Source organism: Pseudoalteromonas lipolytica (genome assembly GCF_900116435.1).
Taxonomy (GTDB): Bacteria; Pseudomonadota; Gammaproteobacteria; order Enterobacterales; family Alteromonadaceae; genus Pseudoalteromonas; species Pseudoalteromonas lipolytica.
On sequence record NZ_FPAZ01000017.1, the window covers coordinates 1 to 22946 of the forward strand.

General features: G+C 41.6%; 26 protein-coding genes and 2 tRNA genes. 13 read left to right on the forward strand and 15 right to left on the reverse strand.

Going from position 1 to position 22946, the window contains the following annotated elements; translation table 11 throughout:
- Positions 1 to 692: 692 nt before the first annotated feature.
- From BM378_RS16195 to BM378_RS16230, 8 genes are all read left to right on the forward strand, one after another.
- The gene (locus BM378_RS16195) at positions 693 to 1625 is read left to right on the forward strand and encodes a hypothetical protein (RefSeq protein ID WP_036974313.1); all 933 of its coding nucleotides are present in this window, start codon (positions 693 to 695) and stop codon (positions 1623 to 1625) included.
- A 30-nt stretch (positions 1626 to 1655) separates the two neighbouring features.
- Positions 1656 to 2555: a DUF350 domain-containing protein gene (locus BM378_RS16200; protein WP_036974315.1), complete on the forward strand. Its 900-nt coding sequence runs from the start codon at positions 1656 to 1658 to the stop codon at positions 2553 to 2555.
- Between the two features lie 4 nt (positions 2556 to 2559).
- The gene (locus BM378_RS16205) at positions 2560 to 4281 is read left to right on the forward strand and encodes a polyamine aminopropyltransferase (protein WP_036974318.1); all 1722 of its coding nucleotides are present in this window, start codon (positions 2560 to 2562) and stop codon (positions 4279 to 4281) included.
- Positions 4282 to 4360: 79 nt separating this feature from the next.
- Positions 4361 to 4774, forward strand: a complete 414-nt coding sequence (locus tag BM378_RS16210; RefSeq protein ID WP_036974320.1) for a YjfI family protein — start codon at positions 4361 to 4363, stop codon at positions 4772 to 4774.
- 24 nt (positions 4775 to 4798) lie between these two features.
- Positions 4799 to 5491: a PspA/IM30 family protein gene (locus BM378_RS16215; RefSeq protein WP_074989603.1), complete on the forward strand. Its 693-nt coding sequence runs from the start codon at positions 4799 to 4801 to the stop codon at positions 5489 to 5491.
- 72 nt (positions 5492 to 5563) lie between these two features.
- Complete coding sequence (locus BM378_RS16220; RefSeq protein ID WP_036974324.1) at positions 5564 to 6202, forward strand: hypothetical protein; 639 nt, start codon at positions 5564 to 5566, stop codon at positions 6200 to 6202.
- Entirely contained in the window at positions 6199 to 6516 is a 318-nt protein-coding gene (locus tag BM378_RS16225; RefSeq protein WP_036974326.1) for a hypothetical protein, read from the forward strand. Before BM378_RS16220 ends, BM378_RS16225 begins: the two co-directional genes overlap by 4 nt.
- Positions 6517 to 6588: 72 nt before the next feature.
- Positions 6589 to 6774, forward strand: coding sequence for a hypothetical protein (locus tag BM378_RS16230; protein ID WP_036974327.1), 186 nt, complete (start codon positions 6589 to 6591; stop codon positions 6772 to 6774).
- Here the strand turns inward: BM378_RS16230 and BM378_RS16235 are convergent.
- The 4 genes from BM378_RS16235 to BM378_RS16255 all read right to left on the reverse strand — a co-directional run bounded on the left by BM378_RS16235 (position 6767) and on the right by BM378_RS16255 (position 9829).
- The gene (locus tag BM378_RS16235) at positions 6767 to 7168 is read right to left on the reverse strand and encodes a hypothetical protein (RefSeq protein ID WP_036974328.1); all 402 of its coding nucleotides are present in this window, start codon (positions 7166 to 7168) and stop codon (positions 6767 to 6769) included. The genes BM378_RS16230 and BM378_RS16235 overlap by 8 nt on opposite strands.
- A gap of 13 nt (positions 7169 to 7181) precedes the next feature.
- Positions 7182 to 7649, reverse strand: a complete 468-nt coding sequence (locus tag BM378_RS16240; protein ID WP_036974330.1) for a hypothetical protein — start codon at positions 7647 to 7649, stop codon at positions 7182 to 7184.
- Between the two features lie 128 nt (positions 7650 to 7777).
- Positions 7778 to 9154: a class II fumarate hydratase gene (locus BM378_RS16245; protein ID WP_074989604.1), complete on the reverse strand. Its 1377-nt coding sequence runs from the start codon at positions 9152 to 9154 to the stop codon at positions 7778 to 7780.
- A 480-nt stretch (positions 9155 to 9634) separates the two neighbouring features.
- The gene (locus BM378_RS16255; protein WP_036974335.1) at positions 9635 to 9829 is read right to left on the reverse strand and encodes a hypothetical protein; all 195 of its coding nucleotides are present in this window, start codon (positions 9827 to 9829) and stop codon (positions 9635 to 9637) included.
- A 183-nt stretch (positions 9830 to 10012) separates the two neighbouring features.
- Between BM378_RS16255 and BM378_RS16260 the strand changes: the two genes are divergently transcribed.
- Positions 10013 to 10603 (forward strand): DUF938 domain-containing protein, encoded by a 591-nt coding sequence (locus tag BM378_RS16260; protein ID WP_074989605.1) that lies wholly within the window; start codon positions 10013 to 10015, stop codon positions 10601 to 10603.
- Here BM378_RS16260 and BM378_RS16265 read toward each other — a convergent pair.
- The 3 genes from BM378_RS16265 to BM378_RS16275 all read right to left on the reverse strand — a co-directional run bounded on the left by BM378_RS16265 (position 10580) and on the right by BM378_RS16275 (position 13611).
- Complete coding sequence (locus BM378_RS16265) at positions 10580 to 11719, reverse strand: GNAT family N-acetyltransferase (protein WP_074989606.1); 1140 nt, start codon at positions 11717 to 11719, stop codon at positions 10580 to 10582. The two genes, BM378_RS16260 and BM378_RS16265, sit on opposite strands and share 24 nt — an antisense overlap.
- The gene (locus BM378_RS16270) at positions 11716 to 13086 is read right to left on the reverse strand and encodes an alpha/beta hydrolase (RefSeq protein ID WP_074989607.1); all 1371 of its coding nucleotides are present in this window, start codon (positions 13084 to 13086) and stop codon (positions 11716 to 11718) included. Before BM378_RS16270 ends, BM378_RS16265 begins: the two co-directional genes overlap by 4 nt.
- A 63-nt stretch (positions 13087 to 13149) precedes the next feature.
- Positions 13150 to 13611, reverse strand: a complete 462-nt coding sequence (locus BM378_RS16275) for an Lrp/AsnC family transcriptional regulator (protein WP_036974343.1) — start codon at positions 13609 to 13611, stop codon at positions 13150 to 13152.
- 113 nt (positions 13612 to 13724) lie between these two features.
- Here BM378_RS16275 and BM378_RS16280 point away from each other — a divergent pair, with 113 nt between their 5' ends.
- The gene (locus tag BM378_RS16280) at positions 13725 to 14894 is read left to right on the forward strand and encodes a PrnB family protein (protein WP_036974345.1); all 1170 of its coding nucleotides are present in this window, start codon (positions 13725 to 13727) and stop codon (positions 14892 to 14894) included.
- A complete protein-coding gene (locus BM378_RS16285) occupies positions 14894 to 16012 on the forward strand; it encodes an aminotransferase class V-fold PLP-dependent enzyme (RefSeq protein WP_036974347.1) in 1119 nt (372 codons plus the stop codon). The genes BM378_RS16280 and BM378_RS16285 overlap by 1 nt, the downstream gene beginning before the upstream one ends.
- Here the strand turns inward: BM378_RS16285 and BM378_RS16290 are convergent.
- The 6 genes from BM378_RS16290 to BM378_RS20465 form a co-directional block, all read right to left on the reverse strand.
- The gene (locus BM378_RS16290) at positions 15984 to 16748 is read right to left on the reverse strand and encodes an MBL fold metallo-hydrolase (protein WP_036974349.1); all 765 of its coding nucleotides are present in this window, start codon (positions 16746 to 16748) and stop codon (positions 15984 to 15986) included. The genes BM378_RS16285 and BM378_RS16290 overlap by 29 nt on opposite strands.
- A 63-nt stretch (positions 16749 to 16811) precedes the next feature.
- On the reverse strand, positions 16812 to 17291 hold the full coding sequence (locus BM378_RS16295; protein WP_051501981.1) for a DUF4124 domain-containing protein: 480 nt from the start codon (positions 17289 to 17291) through the stop codon (positions 16812 to 16814).
- On the reverse strand, positions 17288 to 18643 hold the full coding sequence (locus BM378_RS16300) for a BNR-4 repeat-containing protein (protein WP_036974351.1): 1356 nt from the start codon (positions 18641 to 18643) through the stop codon (positions 17288 to 17290). The genes BM378_RS16295 and BM378_RS16300 overlap by 4 nt, the downstream gene beginning before the upstream one ends.
- Before the next feature lie 293 nt (positions 18644 to 18936).
- Positions 18937 to 19029, reverse strand: a tRNA-Ser gene (locus tag BM378_RS16305).
- Positions 19030 to 19082: 53 nt separating this feature from the next.
- Positions 19083 to 19173 (reverse strand) — tRNA-Ser (locus BM378_RS16310).
- A 224-nt stretch (positions 19174 to 19397) separates the two neighbouring features.
- On the reverse strand, positions 19398 to 19538 hold the full coding sequence (locus tag BM378_RS20465) for a hypothetical protein (protein ID WP_162898013.1): 141 nt from the start codon (positions 19536 to 19538) through the stop codon (positions 19398 to 19400).
- A gap of 322 nt (positions 19539 to 19860) precedes the next feature.
- On the opposite strand from BM378_RS20465, the gene BM378_RS16315 reads away from it, so the two are divergent.
- Positions 19861 to 20118: a diacylglycerol kinase family protein gene (locus BM378_RS16315; protein WP_143104599.1), complete on the forward strand. Its 258-nt coding sequence runs from the start codon at positions 19861 to 19863 to the stop codon at positions 20116 to 20118.
- On the opposite strand, the gene BM378_RS16320 is transcribed toward BM378_RS16315, so the two are convergent.
- Positions 20105 to 21205, reverse strand: coding sequence for an ISAs1 family transposase (locus tag BM378_RS16320; RefSeq protein ID WP_074989609.1), 1101 nt, complete (start codon positions 21203 to 21205; stop codon positions 20105 to 20107). The two genes, BM378_RS16315 and BM378_RS16320, sit on opposite strands and share 14 nt — an antisense overlap.
- Before the next feature lie 141 nt (positions 21206 to 21346).
- Between BM378_RS16320 and BM378_RS16325 the strand changes: the two genes are divergently transcribed.
- Positions 21347 to 21949: a diacylglycerol/lipid kinase family protein gene (locus tag BM378_RS16325; RefSeq protein ID WP_074989610.1), complete on the forward strand. Its 603-nt coding sequence runs from the start codon at positions 21347 to 21349 to the stop codon at positions 21947 to 21949.
- Positions 21950 to 22004: 55 nt separating this feature from the next.
- Here the strand turns inward: BM378_RS16325 and BM378_RS16330 are convergent, their stop codons facing one another.
- Positions 22005 to 22934 (reverse strand): DMT family transporter, encoded by a 930-nt coding sequence (locus BM378_RS16330; RefSeq protein ID WP_036974353.1) that lies wholly within the window; start codon positions 22932 to 22934, stop codon positions 22005 to 22007.
- Between the last annotated feature and the right edge of the window lie 12 nt (positions 22935 to 22946).

Consider the following 22946-nt stretch of genomic DNA (forward strand, 5'->3'; position numbering starts at 1 on the left):
TATGACGAAATTGTTGATGAAGTTTCAAAAGCATGGAATCACTTTATTTCAATACCGGAGCGAGTGATGAAGATATGTAATCGGGAATGGATAAAGTTGATTTAATCTTTATGCGGAATGGTATAAGTACGCAGTCTAACAAAATTAACGAAGGGTATTGTGCAATAGGAGGAGTCCATATAAGGCACTTGAGTGCCGAAAGTGTCTGATATGCTCTTCACACATAACCAGAGACATTCACGGCTAAAGCCGTTCCTACGCTTTGTAATCACGATGTTCAATCACGCTTTCCATGTTGTTTAATCATGATGACAAGGTTGAAGGCTCTAAAATTGGCTACTTCACTTTACGCTAACCAAATTAGCGCGTAGGTGGCACTTGAGTGCCGAAAGAGTCTGATATGCCCTTCACACCTAATCACTGATATTCACTGCTAAAGCCGTTCCTACGCTTTATAATCAGATGTTTAATCACGATGTACAAATCAAAAGTGAATAGAGTAGTGGGCTCAAATCTTTAAAATAGGCCCACTTTATCAAGCATTCATTCTCATCTATTAATAATGAGTCTTCACTTGGCAAGCTGCCTGACGAATTAGTACCCTATTTACCCTTTGTTGCAATTTTCATCTTGGTTTAGTACCTGAGCTATGTAAAACTAATCGGGTTTTTAACCACAATCAGGTGACATGAATGTCTCAAATAAAAGCTTGGAAACTTATTAGCCTGTTTTGTTTGGTAAGCTTGCTTATGGGCTGTGAGTCGAAGGAAGAGCAGCTGAAACAAACAATACAACAATCCATAGAAAAAGCTGAAGTAGAGTTAAATCAGTTGGGTACTGCGCTTGATAATGGCTCTCTTCGTAATGCGACTTTACTTAAACAGTATGCAAAGGTCCTCACGGAGCAGCAACCACAACTTTCTGAAATTGCGCGTGTTATTAGCCTTGATGCAACCCGAGAAGGTGCTATTTACAGTGGGCTTAAACAGCGTTTAGCGGATGTCAAAGCAACGAGCTTAATTCCGCCTTATGAAGACACCCTTCATCAACTTGATTTAATTCGTGACGCCGCAAAACCGTCTTTATTCCAAGACGCTTTAACTGACCCAATAAATATGCTCGCCGATATGTCAAACGGTGCGCTTGCGCGTGTTGGGGCAATTAGTGAGGCTGCAGAAGGTGAAAGCGTAGGAAATCAGCTTGTTGGCAACCCTAATTACGGCCAATGGCAAACCAATAGTAGCGGCACTAGCTTTTGGGTTTGGTATGGCATGTATCGCATGCTCGGTGATGTGTTTGATCGTGTTGAATATGGTCGTTGGAGCCGCAACAGAAAATACAGCTATTACAATGACTATGGCCGTTATCGTTATTCGAGCCCTAAACAAATTAAGGCACAACAAACTGTTGAGACACGAACACGCCAGTCTTATCAACGTCAAGGTAAACAATTCACTAGCCCGTATGCAACCAAGCGAAGCGGTGCATCAGGGTTAAGCCGTAGCAGCTATACGCCGCCACGCACACGTAGTAGCTATGCTTCTAGTAGTAGTTACAGTAAAAGCTCCGGGTCATTACGCAACAGCTCGAGCAGAACATCACGTGGCATTAGCCGCGGTAAGTAGTGAAAAGAATAACCATCGGAGTTACAACACATGTATGAATTTAATGGAATAACAACGTGGTCATTGCAAGCTTTAGCAATCGACTTTGCAATCATTATCGCCTTATTTGTAAGCTTAAAGTTTATTAAAGGCTGGGTATCTAATCTACATGCCAATGATGAGATTACGGAACGTGACAATTTTGCGTTTGGTATTAGTTTTGCAGCAGGGCTTGTTGCGTTAGCCATTGTACTTAGCGGTGTGAGCAGTGGTGCATTTGCAGTCAGTTTACAACAAGAAGCACTACAAATGGTGGGCTATGGTGTAATGGCGATTGCGCTCATTAAGCTTGGTCATTTCTTCCAAGATAAAGTGGCGCTGCGTAAAGTGAGTTTGCATGACGAAATCGTCAAAGGTAATGCAACAGCTGCACTTATTGATTTTGGACATGTTGTTAGTGTTGCCATTGTTATTCGTTCAGCTTTATTTTGGGTTGCTACTGAGGGGTGGCATGGTCTTCCGATAGTAATAGCCGCATTTGTGATTGGCAGTATCGCCATGTTGTTGGTGAGCCAATACCGAGTTCAGCTGTTCAAACGTACAAATCGCAGTGGTGATTGCTTACAGCAAGCGGTGATTGACGGTAACTTAGCAGTGGGAATTCGTTATGCAGGCTTCTTAGTGGGCAGTGCATTAGCGCTTACAGCAGCATCAGGCATAGCCCCGTACGCTGCGGATAATATTGGAGCAAGCTTAGGGTATTGGGCATTGAGTGCCGCGCTAAGTATCGTAGCCTTTATTTTATTGCACTTACTAACGATTAAAATCATTTTAGCAGGGTGTGATATTTCTGATGAAGTTAATCGCCAGAAGAATGTCGGTGTAGCGGCAATTTCTGCTGCGGTATCATTTGCTATAGGCTCTACCATGGCCACGTTGTTAGGTGCTTAATTAAGTGTCTCATACAGCGGCTTCGCCAAGTAGAGCCTCTCTACTTGGTCATGATTTTTTATTAATTACTGTGATGGCCGTACTCGCTGGGTGCGGCCTAATTTATGAATATCTACTATCGCATTATGCTGGGCGTGTTCTTGGCTCTGTTGAGAGCGCCATTTATGCCATGATAGGCACAATGATCGTGGCAATGGGGATCGGGGCATTTTTAGCACGTTGGTTTAAAGACGCATTTACTGCATTTGCATGGCTTGAAAGTATCATTGCTTTAGTCGGTATGGGTTGTATTTTAGCAATTGCCAGTGTGATAGCTGTTAGTTATTCATTGCCTCATCTCTTCTCTAGCATCTTTAACTTACCAGCAGATACCGTACTGGATGGCTATGTATTTGAAAAGCTACAAGAGTGGTCGCGTTTTTTACCTTATGTGTTTGGTCTGTTGCTTGGGCTTTTAATCGGTATGGAAATCCCGTTAATAGCACGTATTCGTCAGCAAGTTTATGGCCGCTTTTTAGAGAATAACGCGGGTACAATTTACGGTGCTGATTATATTGGCGCTGGGGTCGGTGCTGCAATTTGGGTGAGTATTATGCTTGCAATGCCAATCATGCAGGCTGCTGCTTGGACGGCATTGTTTAATATTATTGCCGGGCTGATCTTTTTATGGCGTTACCATCAACACGTGCGTTTTGCGAAGGTGTTATTAATGTGTCACGTGTTGCTATTAGTATTTTTCGCTTTTGTGTTAGTGCTTGGTACGAGCTGGATGAAAAATCTTAGTAACGTTTTATATAAAGATAAAGTTATCTACTCGCAAGCAACTAAGTATCAGCACTTGGTGTTAACCGAGCGTTTGAGTCGCAATCAGCCAACTGCGATCACAGATTTATACCTCAATGGTCGTTTGCAATTTTCAAGCGTTGATGAGCAAATTTATCATTCGATGCTGGTGTATCCTGCGATGCTAGCTTCAAATCGCCATGACCGTGTGTTAATTATAGGCGGCGGTGATGGGTTGGCGCTTCGCGATGTTTTGAAGTGGCCAGTAAAGCATGTCACCTTGGTTGACTTAGATGGTCAGCTGTTAAACTTATTTGGTAATGATGTGGGCGACTATGATGCGCCAGAGACTATCAGAAAACGCTTAATTGAGCTGAATAATCACTCGATGAGCGATCCTCGAGCACAAATCCGTATTGCAGATGCCTTTTTGGAAGTTGAAGCTATGCTTGCGAAAGGAGAGCGTTTTGACACCATTTTAATTGACTTACCAGACCCCAATCATCCTGACTTAAACAAATTGTACAGTGATTATTTCTATAATCATGTTCGTCAGTTATTAGCCCCAGATGGTGCAATGGCAGTGCAGTCAACGTCTCCTTATCACGCCAAAAAGGCGTTCTTAAGCATTGCCAAAACAGTCAGGGCTGCCGGTTTTAATTACGTAGAGCAATACCAGCAAAATATCCCTTCATTTGGCCAATGGGGATGGACTATTGCTACCACCACAGGCAAGCCTGCGAGTAGCCGAATTCGCGAAACAGACAAATTACCAGTACCTTCTCGCTGGGTAAGTAAAGAGTATTTATTGGCATCTTTTGTTTTTCCGAATCATTATTTTGAACAAGTAAATACAATTGAAGTCAATAGATTAGGTTCTGGAACTCTGTATGATTATTATCGTCAAGCGTGGCAAGTTGAAACCGAATTGTACAAAAATTGATATTTTATAGTTGACATAATATGTCGGCTATGCAAATCTTAACTCAGACATAATATGTCAAAACGTAAAAAGGTGAGACATGGAATTAAATGAACTATCAATCAAACTGGCTTCTTTTGAAACAGAAGGTGTGAGCTTTGAGTCTTTCTTGATTGCCAACCCAGGCGAACAAGATGTATTGCAAGTTATCGTCGATGGGAATGATGAGTTACCTATCTTTGTTACGCAAACCGAGGAGCAGCTACTGTGTATTAGCTACTTGTTTGCAGAGGACGAAGTAAAAGCAGATATGCGTGATGAGTTAAACGAAACCTTATTACGTTTGAACGTGCCTATTCCATTAAGCGCATTTGCAAAGATTGATGATAAGTACGCTATTTTTGGTGCACTGTCGGTTAATTCATCGTTTGATGATATTACCCATGAGCTGGTAACACTCGCTGATAATGCGATTGATGCACTTGAAGCCGTGACGATTTATTTAAACGATTAATTAGCAATTTGCGGAGTTAAGATTATGAGTATTTTAAAGAAACTATTTACAGCTGTACGTGGTGGCGCTCGTGAAGCAGGGCAAGCGATTGTTGATGCAAACGGTATCCGTATCTTCGAACAAGAAATTGCTGATGCACAAAACGCGTTACAACGTGCTAAAAAAAGCCTAACAGAAGTGATGGCAAAAGAGATGCAAACAAAGCGCAAAATTAGTGCGTTAGATGCCTCTATTGCTGAACATGAAGCCTATGCAGGCCAAGCGCTTGAAAAAGGCAATGAAGCATTAGCGCTTGAGATTGCTGAGAAAATCGGTGACTTTGAAACAGAAAAAGCAGAGCATGAAGGCGTGTTAGCCGGTTTTAGTAATCATATTGTGACACTAAAACAGCAAGTAAAAGAAGCTGAAAAGTCGATTAAAGAGAACCAACGTCAATTAACGATGGTTAAGACAACTGAAAGCGTGCAACAAGCAACGATGGCAGTAAACAGCACACTGAATACAAACAGCTCATCAATGACATCAGCGCGTGAGTCGTTAGAGCGCATTAAACAGCGCCAACAAGACCGTCAAGATCAGCTTGGCGCAGCTAAGCAGTTAGAAGCGGATACGAATGGCGATGATTTAAAAGCGAAAATGGCTGAAGCGGGTATTGGTGATACTAGCCCTAAAAGTGCAGACATTTTGGCGCGCATTAAAGCTAAGCAAAACAGCTAATTTTATTAGCGGAAAGACAAAAGGTAACCCATGCACAGGGTTACCTTTTTTGCTTCAACAAGGAGTCAGCCAATGTTTAACTTTTTCAAATCTAAAAAAGCCCCAGAGCGCCAATTAACTGAACCTAGCCAATTACAAGTAGGTGATATGCTGAGCGTGATTGATTCGTTTGCTTATCCAAACTGGTTAAAGGGGCAGACATTACGTGTTATTGATGTACAAACGTATCAGTACCAACGCAGTGCTGAGTATGAGCTCGTTCTTGAGAGTGAATCGGGCCAAGTGGTGTTCTTGCAAATTGAATCTGATGATGGTGAGCAATGGGCAAACTTCGCGATTAAAATTCAACGCGATGATGTAGACGAAATATTTACGCTTGATGAGTTTGCACGTATCTTCGATGAAGATGAGTTAACCACAATTAGCGTGCAAAACACCCCTGAACGTTTTAGCCACTTTTTAGCTAAGAGCTACAAGCAAACTGAAGCGCCTTATGTATGTTATTTCCATAATAAAGATTATCGCAATAAACCATTACCTCGCTACGAAGATGAAGGCGGTGAACCATGCGAAATGATTTGTTTAAGCTCGGATGACGAGAGTTATGGCTTGAACATAGAAATTTGGGAAGGTGGTGAAACCGAGGTATCACTCACGCTAACACGCCCGATTAGTGATATTGTTGATTTATTTCCTGGGGATGCCAAGTGAGTGATGCAAAAGCAAAATGGCAGCGTCAGGAGCAAGCGGTTCGTGCCACGCAAATGGCGTTTGATCTAAGCAGTGAAGTACAAAAATCAATTAAAAAGCAAGCAATTGATCAAGAACTGACCCCATCAGATATGATTCGGAAAATTCTTGAGCTCGACGTTAAGTCTAAAAAAACCAGACAACGCTTATCGTTTAATTTAAATGACGAAGAAATTGCTCTGTTAGCTGCGCGTTTTGGTGTTGATGCAGATGATAAACGTGCGGTAAAGCAGCGAGTTGCAGAGCTATTGATTGCCCACAGCCAACGTAAATAAGGGGTGTAGTTTTGCCTTTGTGACATTAAGCCCTTACACTGAGGGGGAGATGTTTTAAAGAAGTGGCGTGTTGTGGATATTATTTTAATTGCGTATTTAGTTATTTTTGCATTATTTGGCACCGCCGCAAGTTACTTTGTGCGTTACATTTATGCTTACTGGGTGCACAACACGATGCATGTGCACTACATCTATAAGGCCGGAGTGTGTATCATCAGTGTGGTGATTGTATCCGGCCTTATGACATTATTTACTTAATTTCGATTGCTTGGCATTGCTCTGAAATACACAAAGATTGTACAGGCAAAACTGGCGAGCAGTCGTTAACACTTAACGGTTGTTCTGAATCTTTTTCTAATGAAGTGATCTGCTCAGCCAGCTGCTCGGCCTGCTCTTGTGGGGTGTTTAGCGTTGAATAAACCACATAGCGGCTTGGGCCACCACATGCGCGCTCACCTACTTCTAACACCTTACACTGGAAGCTTGCACTGCAACTATTGTTACTTACGATCTCGTCCAGTTGTTCATTTAAATCACTTAAATCAACACCTGTAGAGCCGCCAACAGAGGTGCTCTCACAGCCTGTTAATGCAAGCGCTGCCAACATCGTTGTGGTGATGAAAAGTTTATTGAAAGTCGATGAACGAACCATTATTGCTTATTCCTTAGTATACACTTGCCGCTGAGCCATCGATTTTAACACAAGTATTTGCAGAACACTGTGTGCCTGGTGCCGTTAGATGCTGACAAATACTCATAACGTCATTGGCTGCATTGTATTGGCTTTCAAGGCTCGTGATTTTTTGAGCTATTTTCTCAACTTCACTGCTATTGGCTGTTTTAGTTGAATACACAACATAGCTGCTTGGGCCACCGCATGCACGGCTACCAACAGGAAGTACTTTACACTGGCTACTGTTATCGCAGCTTGGGTCTTGAATGAGTTGTTTGAGCTGTTGATGGGCAGCAGTAATTGTTGTTTTTTCGGGTGCCGACTTGCTGATTTCAACTGCTTGAGGTGCATTTTCAAGTTTACTGGTTGTTGCTTGTAATTCGGTTTGTTTGGTTGTTGCTGCATCAGAGCACGCGGTAAGTAGCGCGGGAAATAATACAGCTAAAAGTGAAAAGCGCATAATGGACCTATAAATCGTTGAATAAGTACTCACCATCATACACTTTGCACTCAGAGGGGCAATAAAAACGTTGTCTTTCAGTAAGTAGCTCTGTCATTACAGAGCTACATTGTGTACAGGTTTAATTGCTATAAGCCACCTTTTGTAAGCTTTGCTGGGTCGAGCAATGTATTCAATTCTTCGCGTGAAATGTCAGTATGCTCAGCGGCAACATCAATAATAGGGCGACCTTCTTGATAGGCCAGTTTGGCAATTTTAGCGGCTTTCGTATAGCCGATCACCGGATTAAGTGCGGTGACTAAAATAGGGTTTTTAGCTAATGCTTTATCAACATTGTCTTGATTAACACTGAAACTGGCAATGGCTTTATCGGCAAGTGCCTCACTACTATTTGCCAACAGCTCAATGCTTTGCAGTATGTTTAATGCAATCACGGGTAACATCACGTTAAGCTCAAAATTACCGGCCTGACCTGCTACTGTAATGGTAGCATCGTTACCAATGACTTGCGCACTGACCATGGCGGCAGCTTCTGGGATCACAGGATTCACTTTACCAGGCATGATCGATGAACCGGGCTGTAAAGCTTCTAATTCAATTTCACCTAGACCAGCAAGCGGACCTGAGTTCATCCAGCGTAAGTCATTGGCTATTTTCATTTGCGCCACAGCTAAGACCTTGAGCTGTCCAGATAATGAAACAATGGCATCTTGTGAGCCAATGTTGTAAAAAAAGTTTTTACTTGGACTGAAACGGATACCTACGTTTTCGCTTAGGTGTTGGCAAAAAGTAGCAGAAAATGCAGGGTCTGCATTGATACCAGTACCAACCGCGGTGCCTCCTTGAGCCAGCTCGCAAACACGCTCAAGTGATTGGCGTATGCCTGTCATTGCGTTATCGATTTGGCATTGCCATGCTGAGAGTGTTTGCGCAAAACTGACGGGCATTGCATCCATTAGGTGAGTACGCCCCGTTTTAATAATATGACCCACTTCAGCTTGTTTACTCTGTAAGCGTTGGCTCAGCTTGTCTAGTTTAGGAAATAACTCGTAAATAATATTAATTGCACTGCTGACGGCAATTGCAGTGGGGATCACATCATTAGAACTTTGCCCCATGTTGACGTCATCATTCGGGTGTACTGGCTCATTAGCAAGGGTCGTTGCCAGTGTGGCAATAACCTCGTTAGCATTCATGTTCGAGCTGGTGCCGGAGCCGGTTTGGAATACATCGACAGGAAACTGCGAAAAGTGCTTACCATCAATGATGGCTTGGCAGGCTTGTTCAATCGCATTCGCTTTTACTTGGCTCAAATGTCCTAGCGCTGCATTACTCTGCGCCGCTGCTTGCTTAATGTAGGCAAGGGCAGTAATAAATTGCTTTGGCATGGTCAAGCCGCTAATTTTAAAGTTGTTGATAGCACGTTGAGTTTGAGCTTGATACAAGGCATTTACGGGAACGTGTAGCTCACCCATACTATCTGATTCGGTTCTAAATTTGCTCATAAACACTCCTAAATAGGGTTAAACTCTTGACTTAGAACGCAGGCTTCTCGCTCTAAGCAAAAATATTTTTCAATACAGTTATGAGTTTTGTAGTAACGCTTTAACGCGAGCTGCGGTTTGTAGAGTTGAGCTAAACATTGCTTACGAATAGCATTGTGAACTAGAGAATCGCACATTTTCTCAAGTAGTTCATGAAACGTACGCCTTAAATACAATTCTTGTAAAATAAAGCTTTGATGTTTTTCGTAATAGCGTGCGATGTTTAATCCCGCTTCAATATAGCCCGCAACCAACGCTGGAGCATGAAGCCCCGGTCTTTGACAAACACATTTCATTTGCCGCTGATAATTGAGCATAGCATTGTGAGAGTACATAAGAAAACCGATTAGCTGTAATGATAACTATTATCATTACAGCTAATCGGTTTTAGTGCAAGTCTTATATAACGGTGTTAAGACTGAATAGATTAACTGCAGAGGTTTAATTATAACCAAGAATAAAAATCTGGTCTGTTTCATGTTTTTTCGGCGCCTGTACATTTTCTTTATTGCATTGAGAAAGAAGATCAATCACGGTTGCTCTGTCATCACAACTTGTTAAGGCGGCTTTTTCGCTTTCTGCACGCTCGCTCGCGGCAATGGCTGCATCGACAGCAGTGTAAGGTGAGATATACATTATATTGCTCCTATTGGTTTGCTCATTACTGAATTTGCATAAGCTATACCAATCATGTTTATAAAATATAATCCTTTGAATTAAATGAATTTAAATTATTTTTAATGCAATAGAGCGCGACATTATTGTGGATTTTTGCTTTACTGTTGTGCATTAATTACCAAACATGGTGCAAAAACTGGTATGGAAAAACCATTCTCTCAAGCCTGTGAAAATAACAAATCACCCATTCTTCACGTATTAAAAGACTTTTTTGCCGATGTAGAAAATGTACTCGAAATTGGCTCAGGTACAGGGCAACATAGTGTGCACTTTGCCAAGCATTTAACGCATTTGCAGTGGCTATGCAGCGATCGTGAGGTGAATCACTTAGGTATTTTACAATGGCATCAGGAAGCATCGTTAGCTAACTTGCATGCCCCTTTGTCACTAGATTTACAGTATGCTTGGCCTGTTGATAGCGTGAACGCAATCTATACCGCCAATACACTGCATATTATTAGCTGGCCGCTGGTTGAGCGTTTCTTTCAAGGGGTTGAAAAGCATTTAGCCCACCAAGGAAAGTTATGTATTTATGGGCCATTTAAATACCAAGGCAATTATACAAGTGCCAGTAACGCTGAATTTGATACCTTTTTAAAGCAACAAGATGCAAACAGTGCAATACGTGATTTTGAAGCTATTTGCCAACTTGCAGAGCAGGCAGGCTTAACGTTTGTTGAAGATGTACAAATGCCAGCTAACAACCAATTACTGCTGTTTAAACGGCAGTAGGGTATCGCACTGTGCTTTATAGAGTGCCATGTGTTGGCGCTCTCTGGCGATAAAATCGTTGATAGCCGCAGCAAAATCAGGCTGTTGAATATGGTGTACTGAGTAAGTGTAAACGGGCTGAAACCCTCGGCTTATCTTATGCTCACCTTGTGCTCCAGAGTGAAACTGTTTTAGCTTATTGGCAATGCAGTATTCAATCCCTTGGTAATAACACAGCTCAAAATGCAGGCTGTCGATTTCATCATTGGCGCCCCAGTAGCGACCATACAGACACTGTTTATCTTTAAAGCTTAAAGTCGCAGCGATAACTTCATCAGCCTGTTTAGCAAGCATCAATACTAACTGTGTGGGCATTGTATCTCGTAGTCGTTGAAAAAACGCATTATTTAAATAACCTGTGTGACCTGAGCGTTTAATATAAGTTTGGCTATAAAAGTGGCTAAAGAGCTGCATGTCCTGAGCGCTTATAGTGTTACCTTCTCGCCACTCGATGGTTATGTGTTGTTGAGTGATTTTGGCACGCTCTTTTTTTATCGACTTTCGCTTGCGTGCTGTCAGTGAGTCTAAAAAATCATCAAAGTGAGAGTATGCTTGATTAAACCATTGAAACTGGACGCCTTGACGTAGCATAACAGCATCGCTTTTTAGTGATTCAGCCTGTTGCTGGTGGCAAAAGTTGATATGCCAGCCCGACCATTGCCTATCGTGCGCAGTATTTGTTAATACTTGCGTTAAATAATTATAAACACTGTCTGGATTGGGGTGGTTAATGCTCAGTCTTTGACCTTCAATGGGGGTAAAAGGCACGGCAGATAACCATTTGGGGTAGTAATCTAAACCATGTTGTTGATACGCCTCTGCCCATGCCCAGTCAAACACATATTCACCGTAAGAGTGATACTTTATATACCCGGGTAGTAGAGCAACGATATGTTTTTGCTGGTAAATTGCCAGGTGCATTGGTTGCCAACCTGTGTTTTTACTCACGCAGCCACTGTGCTCAAGCGCAGCTAAAAAAGCATGATCGGTAAAGGGGGTATCATGAAAAAAACGCTGCCAAATTGTCGTATCAATATCCGTTATTTGATTAAACCAACTGTGATTAAATTGGCTCATTGTTCAGAGGCTCTTTCAACGTCTTTAATAAAGTCTGTGATGTGCAAGCTGAGCTTATCGAAATATGGATTGAAGGTGAGTCTTGCAAATGGCTTATACTTCGCTAAATTCTCTGCTGTGCGCTCACCAATAACAATTTCAGGCTGATATTTACAGGCTTTGTATAGGGTATCGTCATCTAAATAACTGCCACAATTTCGATAGCGGGCAGTGCGGCCATAGTGTGGATTGCTTGGTTTATTAACGATACCAATATGTGACATGCCTTGAATATTTTTACAGTCTTCGGTGTCGCAGTCATCGCTAATTATCGGGTAATCGGCAGGAAAACTATTGGGTATATTTTTATCATCACCGTAATAAACAAGACGATTAAGTTGGCTGTTTTTATGAGTTTTGGGATTGTGTAGCTTAGCTAATAATTTAAACGTTACTTGATTATCAATCGTGGTATCAACATCGCTAAAGGTGCTAAAAAAAGCAACATCAGGTAGTGAACGGTGTTTTAGTTTATCTAAGCTGATGCGCTTCATGGCTTCATAGCTGGCTGATGCGGCATTAAATGGAAAGGACTCATATTTTGCAAAATCGAGATCGGCATCTTTATCTATCCAGTTTATAAAGGGTATCGCGTCAACCCACTTGGCTAGCCAGCCATTTTTATTATGGGGCTCAGTCGCGGGTGAAAACAGCATCGCGCCGATAATGTGTTTATCAACGGGACCTTGGGTTAAATAATCAATGATCATTGCTGCACCTGTTGAATACCCCCCTAAAATGACCTGATCAAAATCTTTTAACGTGCGCTCAATAGCGTAAGTGCTCGCCTTGTTCCAGTCGTTGGCATTAATCTCTTTGAGTGCTCCTGGTGCTGTACCGTGCCCTGGTAATAACAGGGTACGTACCGTGTAACCTTGTTGATAATACACTTGAGCTAGATCATGGTAGGTAAAAGGTGAGTCGGTTAAGCCATGGATTAATAGCACTGCCTTACGGCTCTGTTTTTGTGTTAACTCAAAGGGGCTGATTAAATCTGCTACTGTTGCATTTGCAGGGCGTGATCCTTGCGCAACGAGTTGCTTATAGGTGTCTGTATAGACTGGGCAAGGCAGCGTTGCGCGGGGATTTTCGCTGCTAATTTCAAGGTAAGCAGCTGTAAGGTAGTCACTATACGCTTGCTCGGTGTTATAACTAAAGGTGCTGTGTGAGCGAGGAAGAGGTTCTCTGAAAAGCCCTTCCCGCTTACTTTTCATCATGAGATTTTCATCTTCCAGTTGGGTTAAACACGTTTCTTGCTGTGCCTGTAATGGGGGGCTGCCGAGTCCAAAAAGAATGAGAATAAAGGCAACTAAGTTGATGAATTTCATTGTATAAGAGTCCTTTTAAGTATTCAGCTTATCGCGTTATTGTCGTATTGCAAGTACGCAGCGTCACGCTAAAGGTAAATGGCGTTTAGTGAATGCTTGCTTTAATACCACCGTCGATTCGATATTGGCAATACAATTGATACTGCCTAATTTATGTTTTACAAAACTTTCGTAGCTTTCTAAGTCAGCGGCAATTATTTTTAATAAATAATCATAGCTGCCTGAAATAACCGAGCATTCCAGTACGTGTTCAAGCTTTTCCACTTGCTGTTCAAACTGCTCCGCAGCAGCAACCGAGTTTTGATTTAAGCGTACAAACGCATAAACAGAGACATTTAAGTCAACCGCTTTGGGGTTAATTGCAGCATGATAACCACTAATCACATTACTTGATTCAAGCTTCTTAATTCGGCGCAGGCAAGGAGTGTCAGAGAGGCTGACTGATTGAGCAAGCTCAGACACAGATGTACGTGCATTATCTTGTAGTGCGTTGAGTAATTGTTGGTCTTTTTTGTCTAGTTTCATTTCTATTTGAGTGATTTTCACTAATTATCGCAAATTCTAGCTTATATTTTAGCGATTAGCACTCAGTGAACTCTGTTAACATTATCGCAATATATTTATTTTGGAGTAAGCCTGTGACTGAGAACACCAAGGCATTTGATAGCTGGCTGCGTACCCGATTTGTTGAGATCAATAGCGAACTAGAAAAACTATATTGGCAACAAGACGATAAAGCGAATGTAGAAGGCGTTGGCGAACACCTTAAACACCAGTTAGAGCAGGAAGGGAATGAGCATATTCGTGCCTTATTAGCAGAAGGCAATACCGACGAAGGCTTTGATAATGCCTTTGATTTATTAGGCAATGTTGGCTTATTTATGGCTGCATGTCGTCGCCATGAAATTACTGAACCCTCACGCGAAACCACTTCTCCCTTGGTTGATGCGTCGGCACTTGCTATGCACATTGGCGCATCCATTGGTGTTACACCACGCTTTGCGACTGCTCATTTAACCACCCACAATAAAGCGGTTGATGGTCTTTATAAGCGCTTTACAAATCTTGAAGATGAAAAAGTCTTTGTTGATTACAACACCAAAGGAATTTTGGCTTACAAACGTGCGGCAGATGCGTTACTAAAAATTCAACCATTAGGAATTTCGCACCCAATTGCCGCTGATTTATTGGCTGTAGCCAAACATGCATTACTGGATGTCATCGAGTCAAATAATGCGCTGTATAACAAACTCGATACTGATCGTTTCTTTTACTGTGTGCGCCCTTATTACAAACCCTATCGCGTAGGGAAAGAGGTTTATCGTGGTGCAAATGCCGGTGATTTTGCAGGCATTAATGTGATTGATATGTTGCTTGGACTTTGTTTTGCTAACGAGCCAAGCTATTCGCAAATGCTGGTGGATAAATTTTTATACATGATGCCAGAAGATCAGCAAATATTGCGTGAAAGCATGCGGATGACGAGTATCATGGATGACTTTTTAGCCGCAGAAACTGAACGAGATAGTGAATGGCTGCAAACAAACTTAAAGTTATTTATTCAAGTTTGTAAATTGCATGGTGACACAGCAATCGGTCATCATAATCAACTCGTGAGTAAGTACATTGCACAGCCATCACAAAAAATGCAGCAACAACATATGGATAAAGTCACGGCGAGTGGGCCACCGTTACATGTGTTGCTTAACTCTCTTGAGCAATTACGTGATCGCCGAGCCGCAGCAAAACGCGACGATATCCGCACTCGCTACGATGATTTAACTAAGCTAAAACAGTGGATTAAGTAATGCGTAAACATGACTTTATACTCGCCCCAGGAAGCTATTTATTAAATCATTCTGTGGGCCGCGCTTTAAAATCGGCAGAGCCGTATTTTCATGAGCATTTTTTTGCCGCTTGGCAAAATGAAAATAAAGAGCCTTGGCAGCAATGGTTACACGGCGTTGAGGCATTTACATCAAGCTTAGCGCGGCTGTTTAATTCGGATGCAGAGCTATTTTGCCCACAAGTGAATTTATCGAGTGGCTTAACAAAGTTAGTGATGTCGCATCCGCGTTTGCAACAGACAAACTGCACAGTATTAATGGCAGAAAGTGATTTTCCTAGCATGGGATTTGCGATGCAAAAAGCGCTCCCTGCATGCGCTGAAATTGTGTTTATTGGCGCTGATGAGGATTTAACCGATGCTCAGGTTTGGCAATCATATTTGGCTAAGCAAGCGTTCGATTTAGTGTTTGTGAGTCATGTGTATTCAAATACTGGCCAGCAAGCTCCGATTGCTGAAATCATTCAAATTGCAAAGCAATCCAATACGCTAAGCCTGATAGATATCGCTCAGTCGGCAGGTATTTTAGAGGTGGATTTAACAGCACTTGACCCCGATTTTATGCTTGGCTCGAGTGTTAAGTGGTTGTGCGGTGGCCCAGGTGCTGCTTATTTGTGGGTCAATCGTCATCAACTTGCATTGTGTCAGCCAAAAGATGTTGGTTGGTTCTCTCATCAAAATCCATTTGAGTTTGATATCAAGCATTTTACTTATCATCATACGGCACTGCGTTTTTGGGGAGGAACGCCATCAGTCGCACCGTGTATTTTAGCTGCGCATAGTATTCGCTACTTTGCCGATTTAGGCATTGATAAAGTACGCGCCCATAACTTAGCAATGCTTGCTACGTTGCATGCTGAGCTGAGTGAATATATGCGTTCGCCAAGTGCAGCAGATAAATGCTCCGGCACGGCAATCATGCATTTTGGTCGTCAACAACAGGCGGTTAAAGCGGCGTTGCATGAGGCTAATATCGCTGTTGATGAACGTCATTTAGGGCTAAGGGTCTCAGCCCATGTTTATAATGACGACAATGATATAAATGACTTTATTAAGACTGTGAAAAGCGTTTTAGATTAAGTGCTTGTCGCGCTTTTGCCTTTACAGAACGCCAGTGTGTCATCGGCTTTTTCGGTACCAGCGCTAAAATGTGTTCGAAATCGATGTCATCAATATGCATTTCATTACTGTGCGCAAACATAATGCGTTGAGGTTTAAGGGCTTTTAGCATTAATAAAGAGTTTAAATACAGTTTAGGATAAAACACAGGAAAGGGTGGCATAAGCTGCCCTTTCACTTTTACGAGTAAGTCGGCAATGTAAATTCGCTCTGTGGGAATATGGTACAAGCTAATATCGCGGTCGGTATGACCTGGCGTATGCAGTGCTTGCCAGTCATCAAAATCCGGCAGGGTAGAGTCGGTTGCTAAGTAATAGTCGGCATCTAGATATCGGCTATACCAAAGATTGCGTCTTTCTTTGTTTAGCCGACCTGCAACCCACCATGCAAGAGCGATATCGGTCAAGTGCATTAAAATACCATCGAGGCCTTTATACCATTGCCCCGGTGCATTAGATGTCGCAATTTTTGCACCGCTTAGTTTTCTTAGGGCATGGGCGCCACCGGCATGATCGGGGTGCATATGAGTCACAACAATCAGTTTTAAATCTGTCAGAGGGCGGTTGAGTTGTTCGGTAATATAGTTAAATACGGTGTCGACATCAGCGCGGCAACACCCATCGAGTAGCATTAGTTTGTCGGGATATTCAACTAAGTAAATATTTTGAATATAACCTTCGATTGTGTGTATGTGCATTACCCTCGCTCCCTTAATTAACCCGTCTCAATTGTTATATCATGCCTGACCAGTTTAGGAAAATTAGGGGGTTTGTGTGCCTTTCAGTTGCTTTTTACGCTCTTCTAATTGTTTTATCTGTTGTTCAAATTGCGTAAGTTGGTTTTCATAGTATGAATTTATGCGCTTACTTTGTTTACTTATTGCATCGTTAATCGAATCTGCACCTAATCTGTTCGCCGCATCTTGAGTCATTAACTTAAGTTTTTCTATTCGTTCGCGCTGTTGTTGCTTTAGGTTTTTACGTTCTAATTCTAGTTGTTGAATTTTGCGATCGATTTCTTGGACTTGTAGGTAGTCATCAACGCTTAGCTCAGGCTGTTTTTTTGTATTATCGGTGAGTTGTTTAGGGGGAAGGTTGATTTTTATGATAGTGGCGTCTTTTCCACAGGGTTGCTCTGAGAAAGTGGCAACACCCTTTATCATGCATTTATAGACAGTTGCTTGGCTGCTAAAACTAGCTAAAATTACTGTGGCTAAAATCTTTTTTGTCAATTTACTCATTCGAGTTCTCTAGCGAGCGGCAAAATAGAAAGGGTTGCTTTGCTGTTTGACTGTATTTCACTTATATATAAATAGGTATTATCAGCTGTTTGATGGGCTGCCAACCTAATATCAAGTGCATTACTAGCTAAAAACAGATTTCTGCCCCATGTGTTATCTGAAAAGTCTCTTTCACTGACAATGACGCCTTCTCCTTTTTTTGCATAAAAAACACTTATTTTTGATTCATCGATTACTGCGTCAAGTGTAGCAAATGAGCCACTAATATCAGAGTAAATGGTCTCTGCATCACTCCATTGTCCTTCAGACCAACGAGTCATAAGTATTTTTTCATCCTTACTGCTAAACTTACGATATATAATACAAGGTGAACAATAAGTATTATCAAATACAAGCTTTGAGGTTTGTATATACGTTCCTTTATCTTGTTTTGGGTTTGAGTTTTCATAACTGATTTCTGGGTATATTTCTAATGTAGATAGGCTAACTGGAGGTGTTAGCAAGTTACCAGCTGAGGTTATAAAAGAATTTTCATTTGGATTGTAAACTGCATAACTACCTTGATATCGCCTAGCGCTTGGTGAAAAAGAAGACCATTCCCATAAAATATGCACATTGCCGTTGGTATCAACAAACAGATCATTCGGGTAGACTGGTGCGTTCAATCCATTTTCTTCTTTTGTATTTGCTGCAAACTTAGCGATTAAACGCCATGTTTTGGACGTGTTATTCCAATGGTAAAGGTCTCCGGAACCTGAGTACTTTTCATATTCAGATTGTTGTTTTATTTTAGGCAGGTTTCTAATTATAAGATAAATATCTCCTTCAGGAGTGCTTTTTGCAATAGGATAAGTAAAAGAGCCTTTGTTTTGAAACATAAAACTCTGCTCTAACGAGTTCAAACCCGAATCTCCTAAAAAATAGCAACATCCATTACCCTCATTATGCATTCCGGCCCAAACATGTATTGTTCCATCACCATCCATTGCTATTGTTGGTTGCTTGTGGCCAATGTCATCACAAGAATACCAATAACCTTCTGTTGAGTTTGCAAGGATATAGTTCCAGTTGCCACTTTTGTCTTTAGACGCAAGGGCGAGGTAGTGCGTACTATTATCTGAACACTTTTTGCTTTGCTCCCCAGATGCATTGTAAGCTATGTAAAGGTTTTCATTATAACTAGTGATCGGAGACCACCATCCCGCCCTGTTGGATGAATCGAGGTTAAAAGAGGTTACAGACTGACCTTCACTTGAAAGGCTGCTTATTGTTGGGGTAATTATTTCAGAATCCCCCTCTCCTTTACATCCTGCTAAAATTAATAGAAAAGTTAAACTAAGGCGAATTCTCATTTCTGATCTACTCCTTGATTTCAAGAGTAAACTTATAGTTAACGTTACATCAAAAATCAAACAACGCCGCATATTTTAGCGAGGATTAATTGAGTCACTCTCAGTTAAAACTTTCGCTATATGTGAGTTTCACTGATTCAGTATAAATTAATAGGGCATGTTAAGTGCGTTTTCATCACCATGCTTTATAAGGAAAGTTCTTGAGGCTTATAAGGTCAATTTCGACAAGGTCATTTTTGTTTAGATATTGCAAGCATAAAAAAACCGCTAAAAAGCGGTTTTTAATAATAAAATGGTGGAGAAGGAGGGATTCGAACCCTCGATAGAGCTACAAACCCTATACTCCCTTAGCAGGGGAGCGCCTTCGGCCACTCGGCCACCTCTCCAACGCATAATTCAGATTGTAACTTGCTGATAATTATCAACAAATAAAAATAAGTGGTGGAGAGATAGGGATTTGAACCCTAGAGGGGCTACAAACCCCTGCCGGTTTTCAAGACCGGTGCATTCGACCACTCTGCCATCTCTCCACAAAGTGTTGCGAGAATAATACTTAGCTGAATCGGTTGTGTAAATAGGAAAAAGTTCGTTTGCTTGTTTTTTGAGCGTAAAGACGGTGTTTTTTGTAAAAAGCTTTAAATTTTTGCTGTTTTAGTGCTTTTAAAAAGAGGGGAGCAGCAAACGAGGAGCTAAAGAAGATGCTTCGTTAGTGGTTGGGTGTTTGCTGCACCTAAAAAGTAACCATGGTTGGGGATTACTTATATTGTACTGCACCGCCAAGCGCTAGCTTTTTGCCGTAGCGATTAAGTTTTGCCAACATTTTTGCTTTGCGGTTAGTTGGTTTTACGGCAACATGAGTTGCAGCATTTTGATTTAAAGTGTTAATTGGGTTCATTACTTTGCTCCAGATTGTGTTTGGTTGAAAACATGGGTATTTTGCAGGCAAAGTGAACAAAAATAAAACGATAAAATTTGAGTCTGTCGGATAACTTTTTCTTATCTGAATGCGCCTTGTTAACGGTGAGTTAAGTTACGTGTCTCATTGTTTTTTGAATAGTTATGCTAAAGAAATGCGCTCTAATGTCCTTGTTTGTAGGGGTTTTTAGCTTTTGAAACTTTGTTTTATGCGTTTTTAAAGTTTTAAATTGAGTATTTATTCAGATTAATTTAATTTGAATAAAAAGAGGTTTTTTGCTAAGAAGATGAAGTGGCAGTTGATGTTAATAATAATAAAGCCAAGTGACAAAAAAAATACTAAGCAAAGTGTTGAATGGTTATTAAACGAATGCACATTACGGCACATTGAGCCGCAACTTTTCTTTACCACGGGACACTTTGAAAGTGACCATAAAGCAATTGCGAATCTTGCAAAGCACGTTAATCAGGCTGTTGTTATTGGTGGCGATGGTTCACTGCATTTAGCCATTAATGCACTGTTTGGTTCAGGGCAACCGCATACTTTTACCCAAAAATAAGCTCTGCTCTGAATTCATCGGCCCAGCCAGCCATTTTGAGTTTGCTTCTCATGCTGGCTTTCTTGGGGTGTAAACGAGCCATATTCAAACAAAATCGCCTAATCACTCCGACATTTTCCGCTCCGTCCTCTTTGCGTATTCGGCTATCATCTTCTTTAAACGTCACGTCTAACACCCAGTGGACTTTATTTTCGACTTCCCAGTGTGCTCGGATAGCCTGGTTGACCGCAGCGGGGTCAATATCCAGTGAACTGATGTAATATTGCGTTTCAGTGCTCACCTCTTTGTCTTTAAGGTGGCGCTCTCGCTCTATTTTGATAACACTGCGTATACCTTTCCAGTGCTGTGCTTCACTTATCCACTCACTGATTCTTAGTTGCTGGCACCGGCGTACTTCAATTCGTCCATGGCCAGAATCAGTCTGTTCATTACAGGCAATCCAAGCGGGATTATCCCTCTCTACCTTATGGAAATAGGCGGCAATTTCATCGCGTAGTTGTTTGTGGTTGTTTTTGATGCAGAGCACATAATCTGCGTTCTCCGAGCAGATTTTCTCGACTATCTTTTTCTGAGAGTTCATGGCATCTGCACTGATAAGAGCGCCTTTAATATTAAGCGTGTCGAGTAGATCCAATACCGAAGCATTCTCATTTTTCTTGCCCGATGACTTCAGTTGCGCAAGCACTAAACCTGCATCTTTGCTCCAGGCGGTAATGCTATGTAATGCCGTTTGCTTATCGCCATCGTAGGAATGACGAAGTGTCTTACCGTCGATGGCAATTTGAGGCTTACCCGTTTCAACACGCACTTCATTCACCCAATTCATAAAGGCTTTATTTAATTGTTCAGGGCATATTACTCGGACAATTCGGGCAATGGTATCGTCAACAGGAATGCCGTTTTCAAAGGGACGGTATTGGCGCAACCAATCAAGTTTATCTCGACCAAACACTTCTATATCGCTCCAACCCTCTGCTCCAGAAAGGACTGCACTCACAGTCAGAAATATCACATCAATAAAGTCATGTTGAACATTAATTTGCGTGCGGGGATCGGTAACTTCTGAAAAATGGCTTAGAAAACTCATAATTAACTCGTGTCATCAAAAAAACTATTTGATCACACTAATGATGATAAATATAACGAATTAAATCGATCAGATATCAGAGTAATTTAACAAAAGTACGATCTTGCCCTGCTGTTTGGTTGTGATTGTTCAATTGCCTTATTGCCAGCAGGGACCGGTAATGACTTTGCGCGAGGCTTTGCTTTTAAGCCGCAACAATGGCGAGACGCTGTCTTTTCAGGCCATACTCAGTTAATTGATGTTGGGAAAATTAATCAGCGGTATTTTATTAATGTGGCTGGGGTCGGTTTTGATGCGGATGTTGTTAGTCAATTAAATCAAGTGGGGCGGTTTACTGCGTTTGGTTATCTATGGCAGGGCATTAAACAGTTATTTTCTTTTCAAGCAAAGTCTTTATCAGGGGTATTTGCCGACAAGCATGAAGAGTTCACTAATTTAGTGACTTTATTTGCTAACCATCATTATTTTGGTGGAGGCTTAAAAATTGCGCCTCATGCCATATTGAATGATGGAGAGCTTGAGTGTTATCGCATGCCAGCAGGTAACTTAGTGAAGAATTTACGCAGTTTTTTACATCTCATTTTTGTAAAACATCATAACTTAAACGAGCTTCAATACTGCCGTTTGTCTCGTGCCGAAATACACACTGCCGGTTTGCTAATAGAGGCTGATGGCGAGTTGGTCGGTGTGACACCTGCAAAAGTTGTCATGTATCACCAAGCATTACGTTTTCATTTACCATAAAAAAGCGCCTGCTATTTTTAGCAGGCGCTTGGTGTTAGAGGTGACATAATCACTTCTAACTGGGGACAGAGCGATTTTGCAGGCTATTTCTTGTAGCAAAAAACGCTTTAATTCGTTGTGTGGGCGTTAATACAATGGCATTGCCAAATAGCACTAAACTAAACCCTATAAATGTGTTGGTTTGCCACTCAAACCCTTCAAACAATGTACTCAGTACGACTGCCACCAGAGGAAATAATACAATGACGTAACTGGCGCGCTCGGGACCAATATTTTTCAATAGCGCAAAATAACAAGCAAATGCGATGACAGTGCCAAATATGGCTAAGTAAAGTAGCGATACCCAGTAACTTGCAGGTGCAGTGAATGTCAGTTGCACGTCGCTTATTAATACATACACGGCTAAGCCAATAGCACTGTAAAGCATGCCCCATGCATTCCCCTGCATAACGCCAATATCACGCTGAGAATTGCGGACGCTGATCATATTACCTAATGAAGCCACAAAGGTCCCTGACAGCGCAAGCAGTAACCCGACCAACGTACCATTACTCAAGTCGAACTGCTGAATTTGTGGCCAAAACAAGCTGGCGATACCCAAAACGCCTAACAATGCGCCAACGTAAATTCGCTTGGCGATTGGTTTCGAAAAAAACAGTCGGGTATTAATAATATTCATCACTAATAGCATTGAGAATGCAATGGAGGCCATGGCAGAACTAAGGTAATTTTGTGCCCAATACAGTGTTAGGTAGTTCAAACCAAAGTTAAATAATGCCAGTAGGGTAAAAAAACCATGATCACGCCATGAATAACGCATCGGCAGGTTTTTAAATAACACAAATGCCCACATTAAAATGGCGGCAATTGCAAAACGATAGAACAAAGAAATTTCAACGGCGACATCACCTAGTTGAAACTCAATAGCCAGCCACGTTGATCCCCAGATCAATACAGTTGCAAGGTAAAGAGCGGCGCTTTTCATCTTTATTGCCTA

Bases quoted from the DNA above. Each gene is read 5' to 3' on its own strand.
- BM378_RS16210 (WP_036974320.1), top strand. From the start codon at position 4,361: ATGGAATTAAATGAACTATCAATCAAACTGGCTTCTTTTGAAACAGAA.
- BM378_RS16195 (WP_036974313.1), top strand. From the start codon at position 693: ATGTCTCAAATAAAAGCTTGGAAACTTATTAGCCTGTTTTGTTTGGTA.
- BM378_RS16275 (WP_036974343.1), bottom strand. From the start codon at position 13,611: ATGAAACTAGACAAAAAAGACCAACAATTACTCAACGCACTACAAGAT.
- BM378_RS16290 (WP_036974349.1), bottom strand. From the start codon at position 16,748: ATGCACATACACACAATCGAAGGTTATATTCAAAATATTTACTTAGTT.
- BM378_RS16245 (WP_074989604.1), bottom strand. From the start codon at position 9,154: ATGAGCAAATTTAGAACCGAATCAGATAGTATGGGTGAGCTACACGTT.
- BM378_RS16200 (WP_036974315.1), top strand. From the start codon at position 1,656: ATGTATGAATTTAATGGAATAACAACGTGGTCATTGCAAGCTTTAGCA.
- BM378_RS16255 (WP_036974335.1), bottom strand. From the start codon at position 9,829: ATGTATATCTCACCTTACACTGCTGTCGATGCAGCCATTGCCGCGAGC.
- BM378_RS16330 (WP_036974353.1), bottom strand. From the start codon at position 22,934: ATGAAAAGCGCCGCTCTTTACCTTGCAACTGTATTGATCTGGGGATCA.
- BM378_RS16270 (WP_074989607.1), bottom strand. From the start codon at position 13,086: ATGAAATTCATCAACTTAGTTGCCTTTATTCTCATTCTTTTTGGACTC.
- BM378_RS16285 (WP_036974347.1), top strand. From the start codon at position 14,894: ATGCGTAAACATGACTTTATACTCGCCCCAGGAAGCTATTTATTAAAT.
- BM378_RS16295 (WP_051501981.1), bottom strand. From the start codon at position 17,291: ATGAGTAAATTGACAAAAAAGATTTTAGCCACAGTAATTTTAGCTAGT.
- BM378_RS16315 (WP_143104599.1), top strand. From the start codon at position 19,861: ATGTTAATAATAATAAAGCCAAGTGACAAAAAAAATACTAAGCAAAGT.
- BM378_RS16265 (WP_074989606.1), bottom strand. From the start codon at position 11,719: ATGAGCCAATTTAATCACAGTTGGTTTAATCAAATAACGGATATTGAT.
- BM378_RS16235 (WP_036974328.1), bottom strand. From the start codon at position 7,168: ATGGTTCGTTCATCGACTTTCAATAAACTTTTCATCACCACAACGATG.
- BM378_RS16300 (WP_036974351.1), bottom strand. From the start codon at position 18,643: ATGAGAATTCGCCTTAGTTTAACTTTTCTATTAATTTTAGCAGGATGT.
- BM378_RS16215 (WP_074989603.1), top strand. From the start codon at position 4,799: ATGAGTATTTTAAAGAAACTATTTACAGCTGTACGTGGTGGCGCTCGT.
- BM378_RS16220 (WP_036974324.1), top strand. From the start codon at position 5,564: ATGTTTAACTTTTTCAAATCTAAAAAAGCCCCAGAGCGCCAATTAACT.
- BM378_RS16320 (WP_074989609.1), bottom strand. From the start codon at position 21,205: ATGAGTTTTCTAAGCCATTTTTCAGAAGTTACCGATCCCCGCACGCAA.
- BM378_RS16240 (WP_036974330.1), bottom strand. From the start codon at position 7,649: ATGCGCTTTTCACTTTTAGCTGTATTATTTCCCGCGCTACTTACCGCG.
- BM378_RS16260 (WP_074989605.1), top strand. From the start codon at position 10,013: ATGGAAAAACCATTCTCTCAAGCCTGTGAAAATAACAAATCACCCATT.
- BM378_RS20465 (WP_162898013.1), bottom strand. From the start codon at position 19,538: ATGAACCCAATTAACACTTTAAATCAAAATGCTGCAACTCATGTTGCC.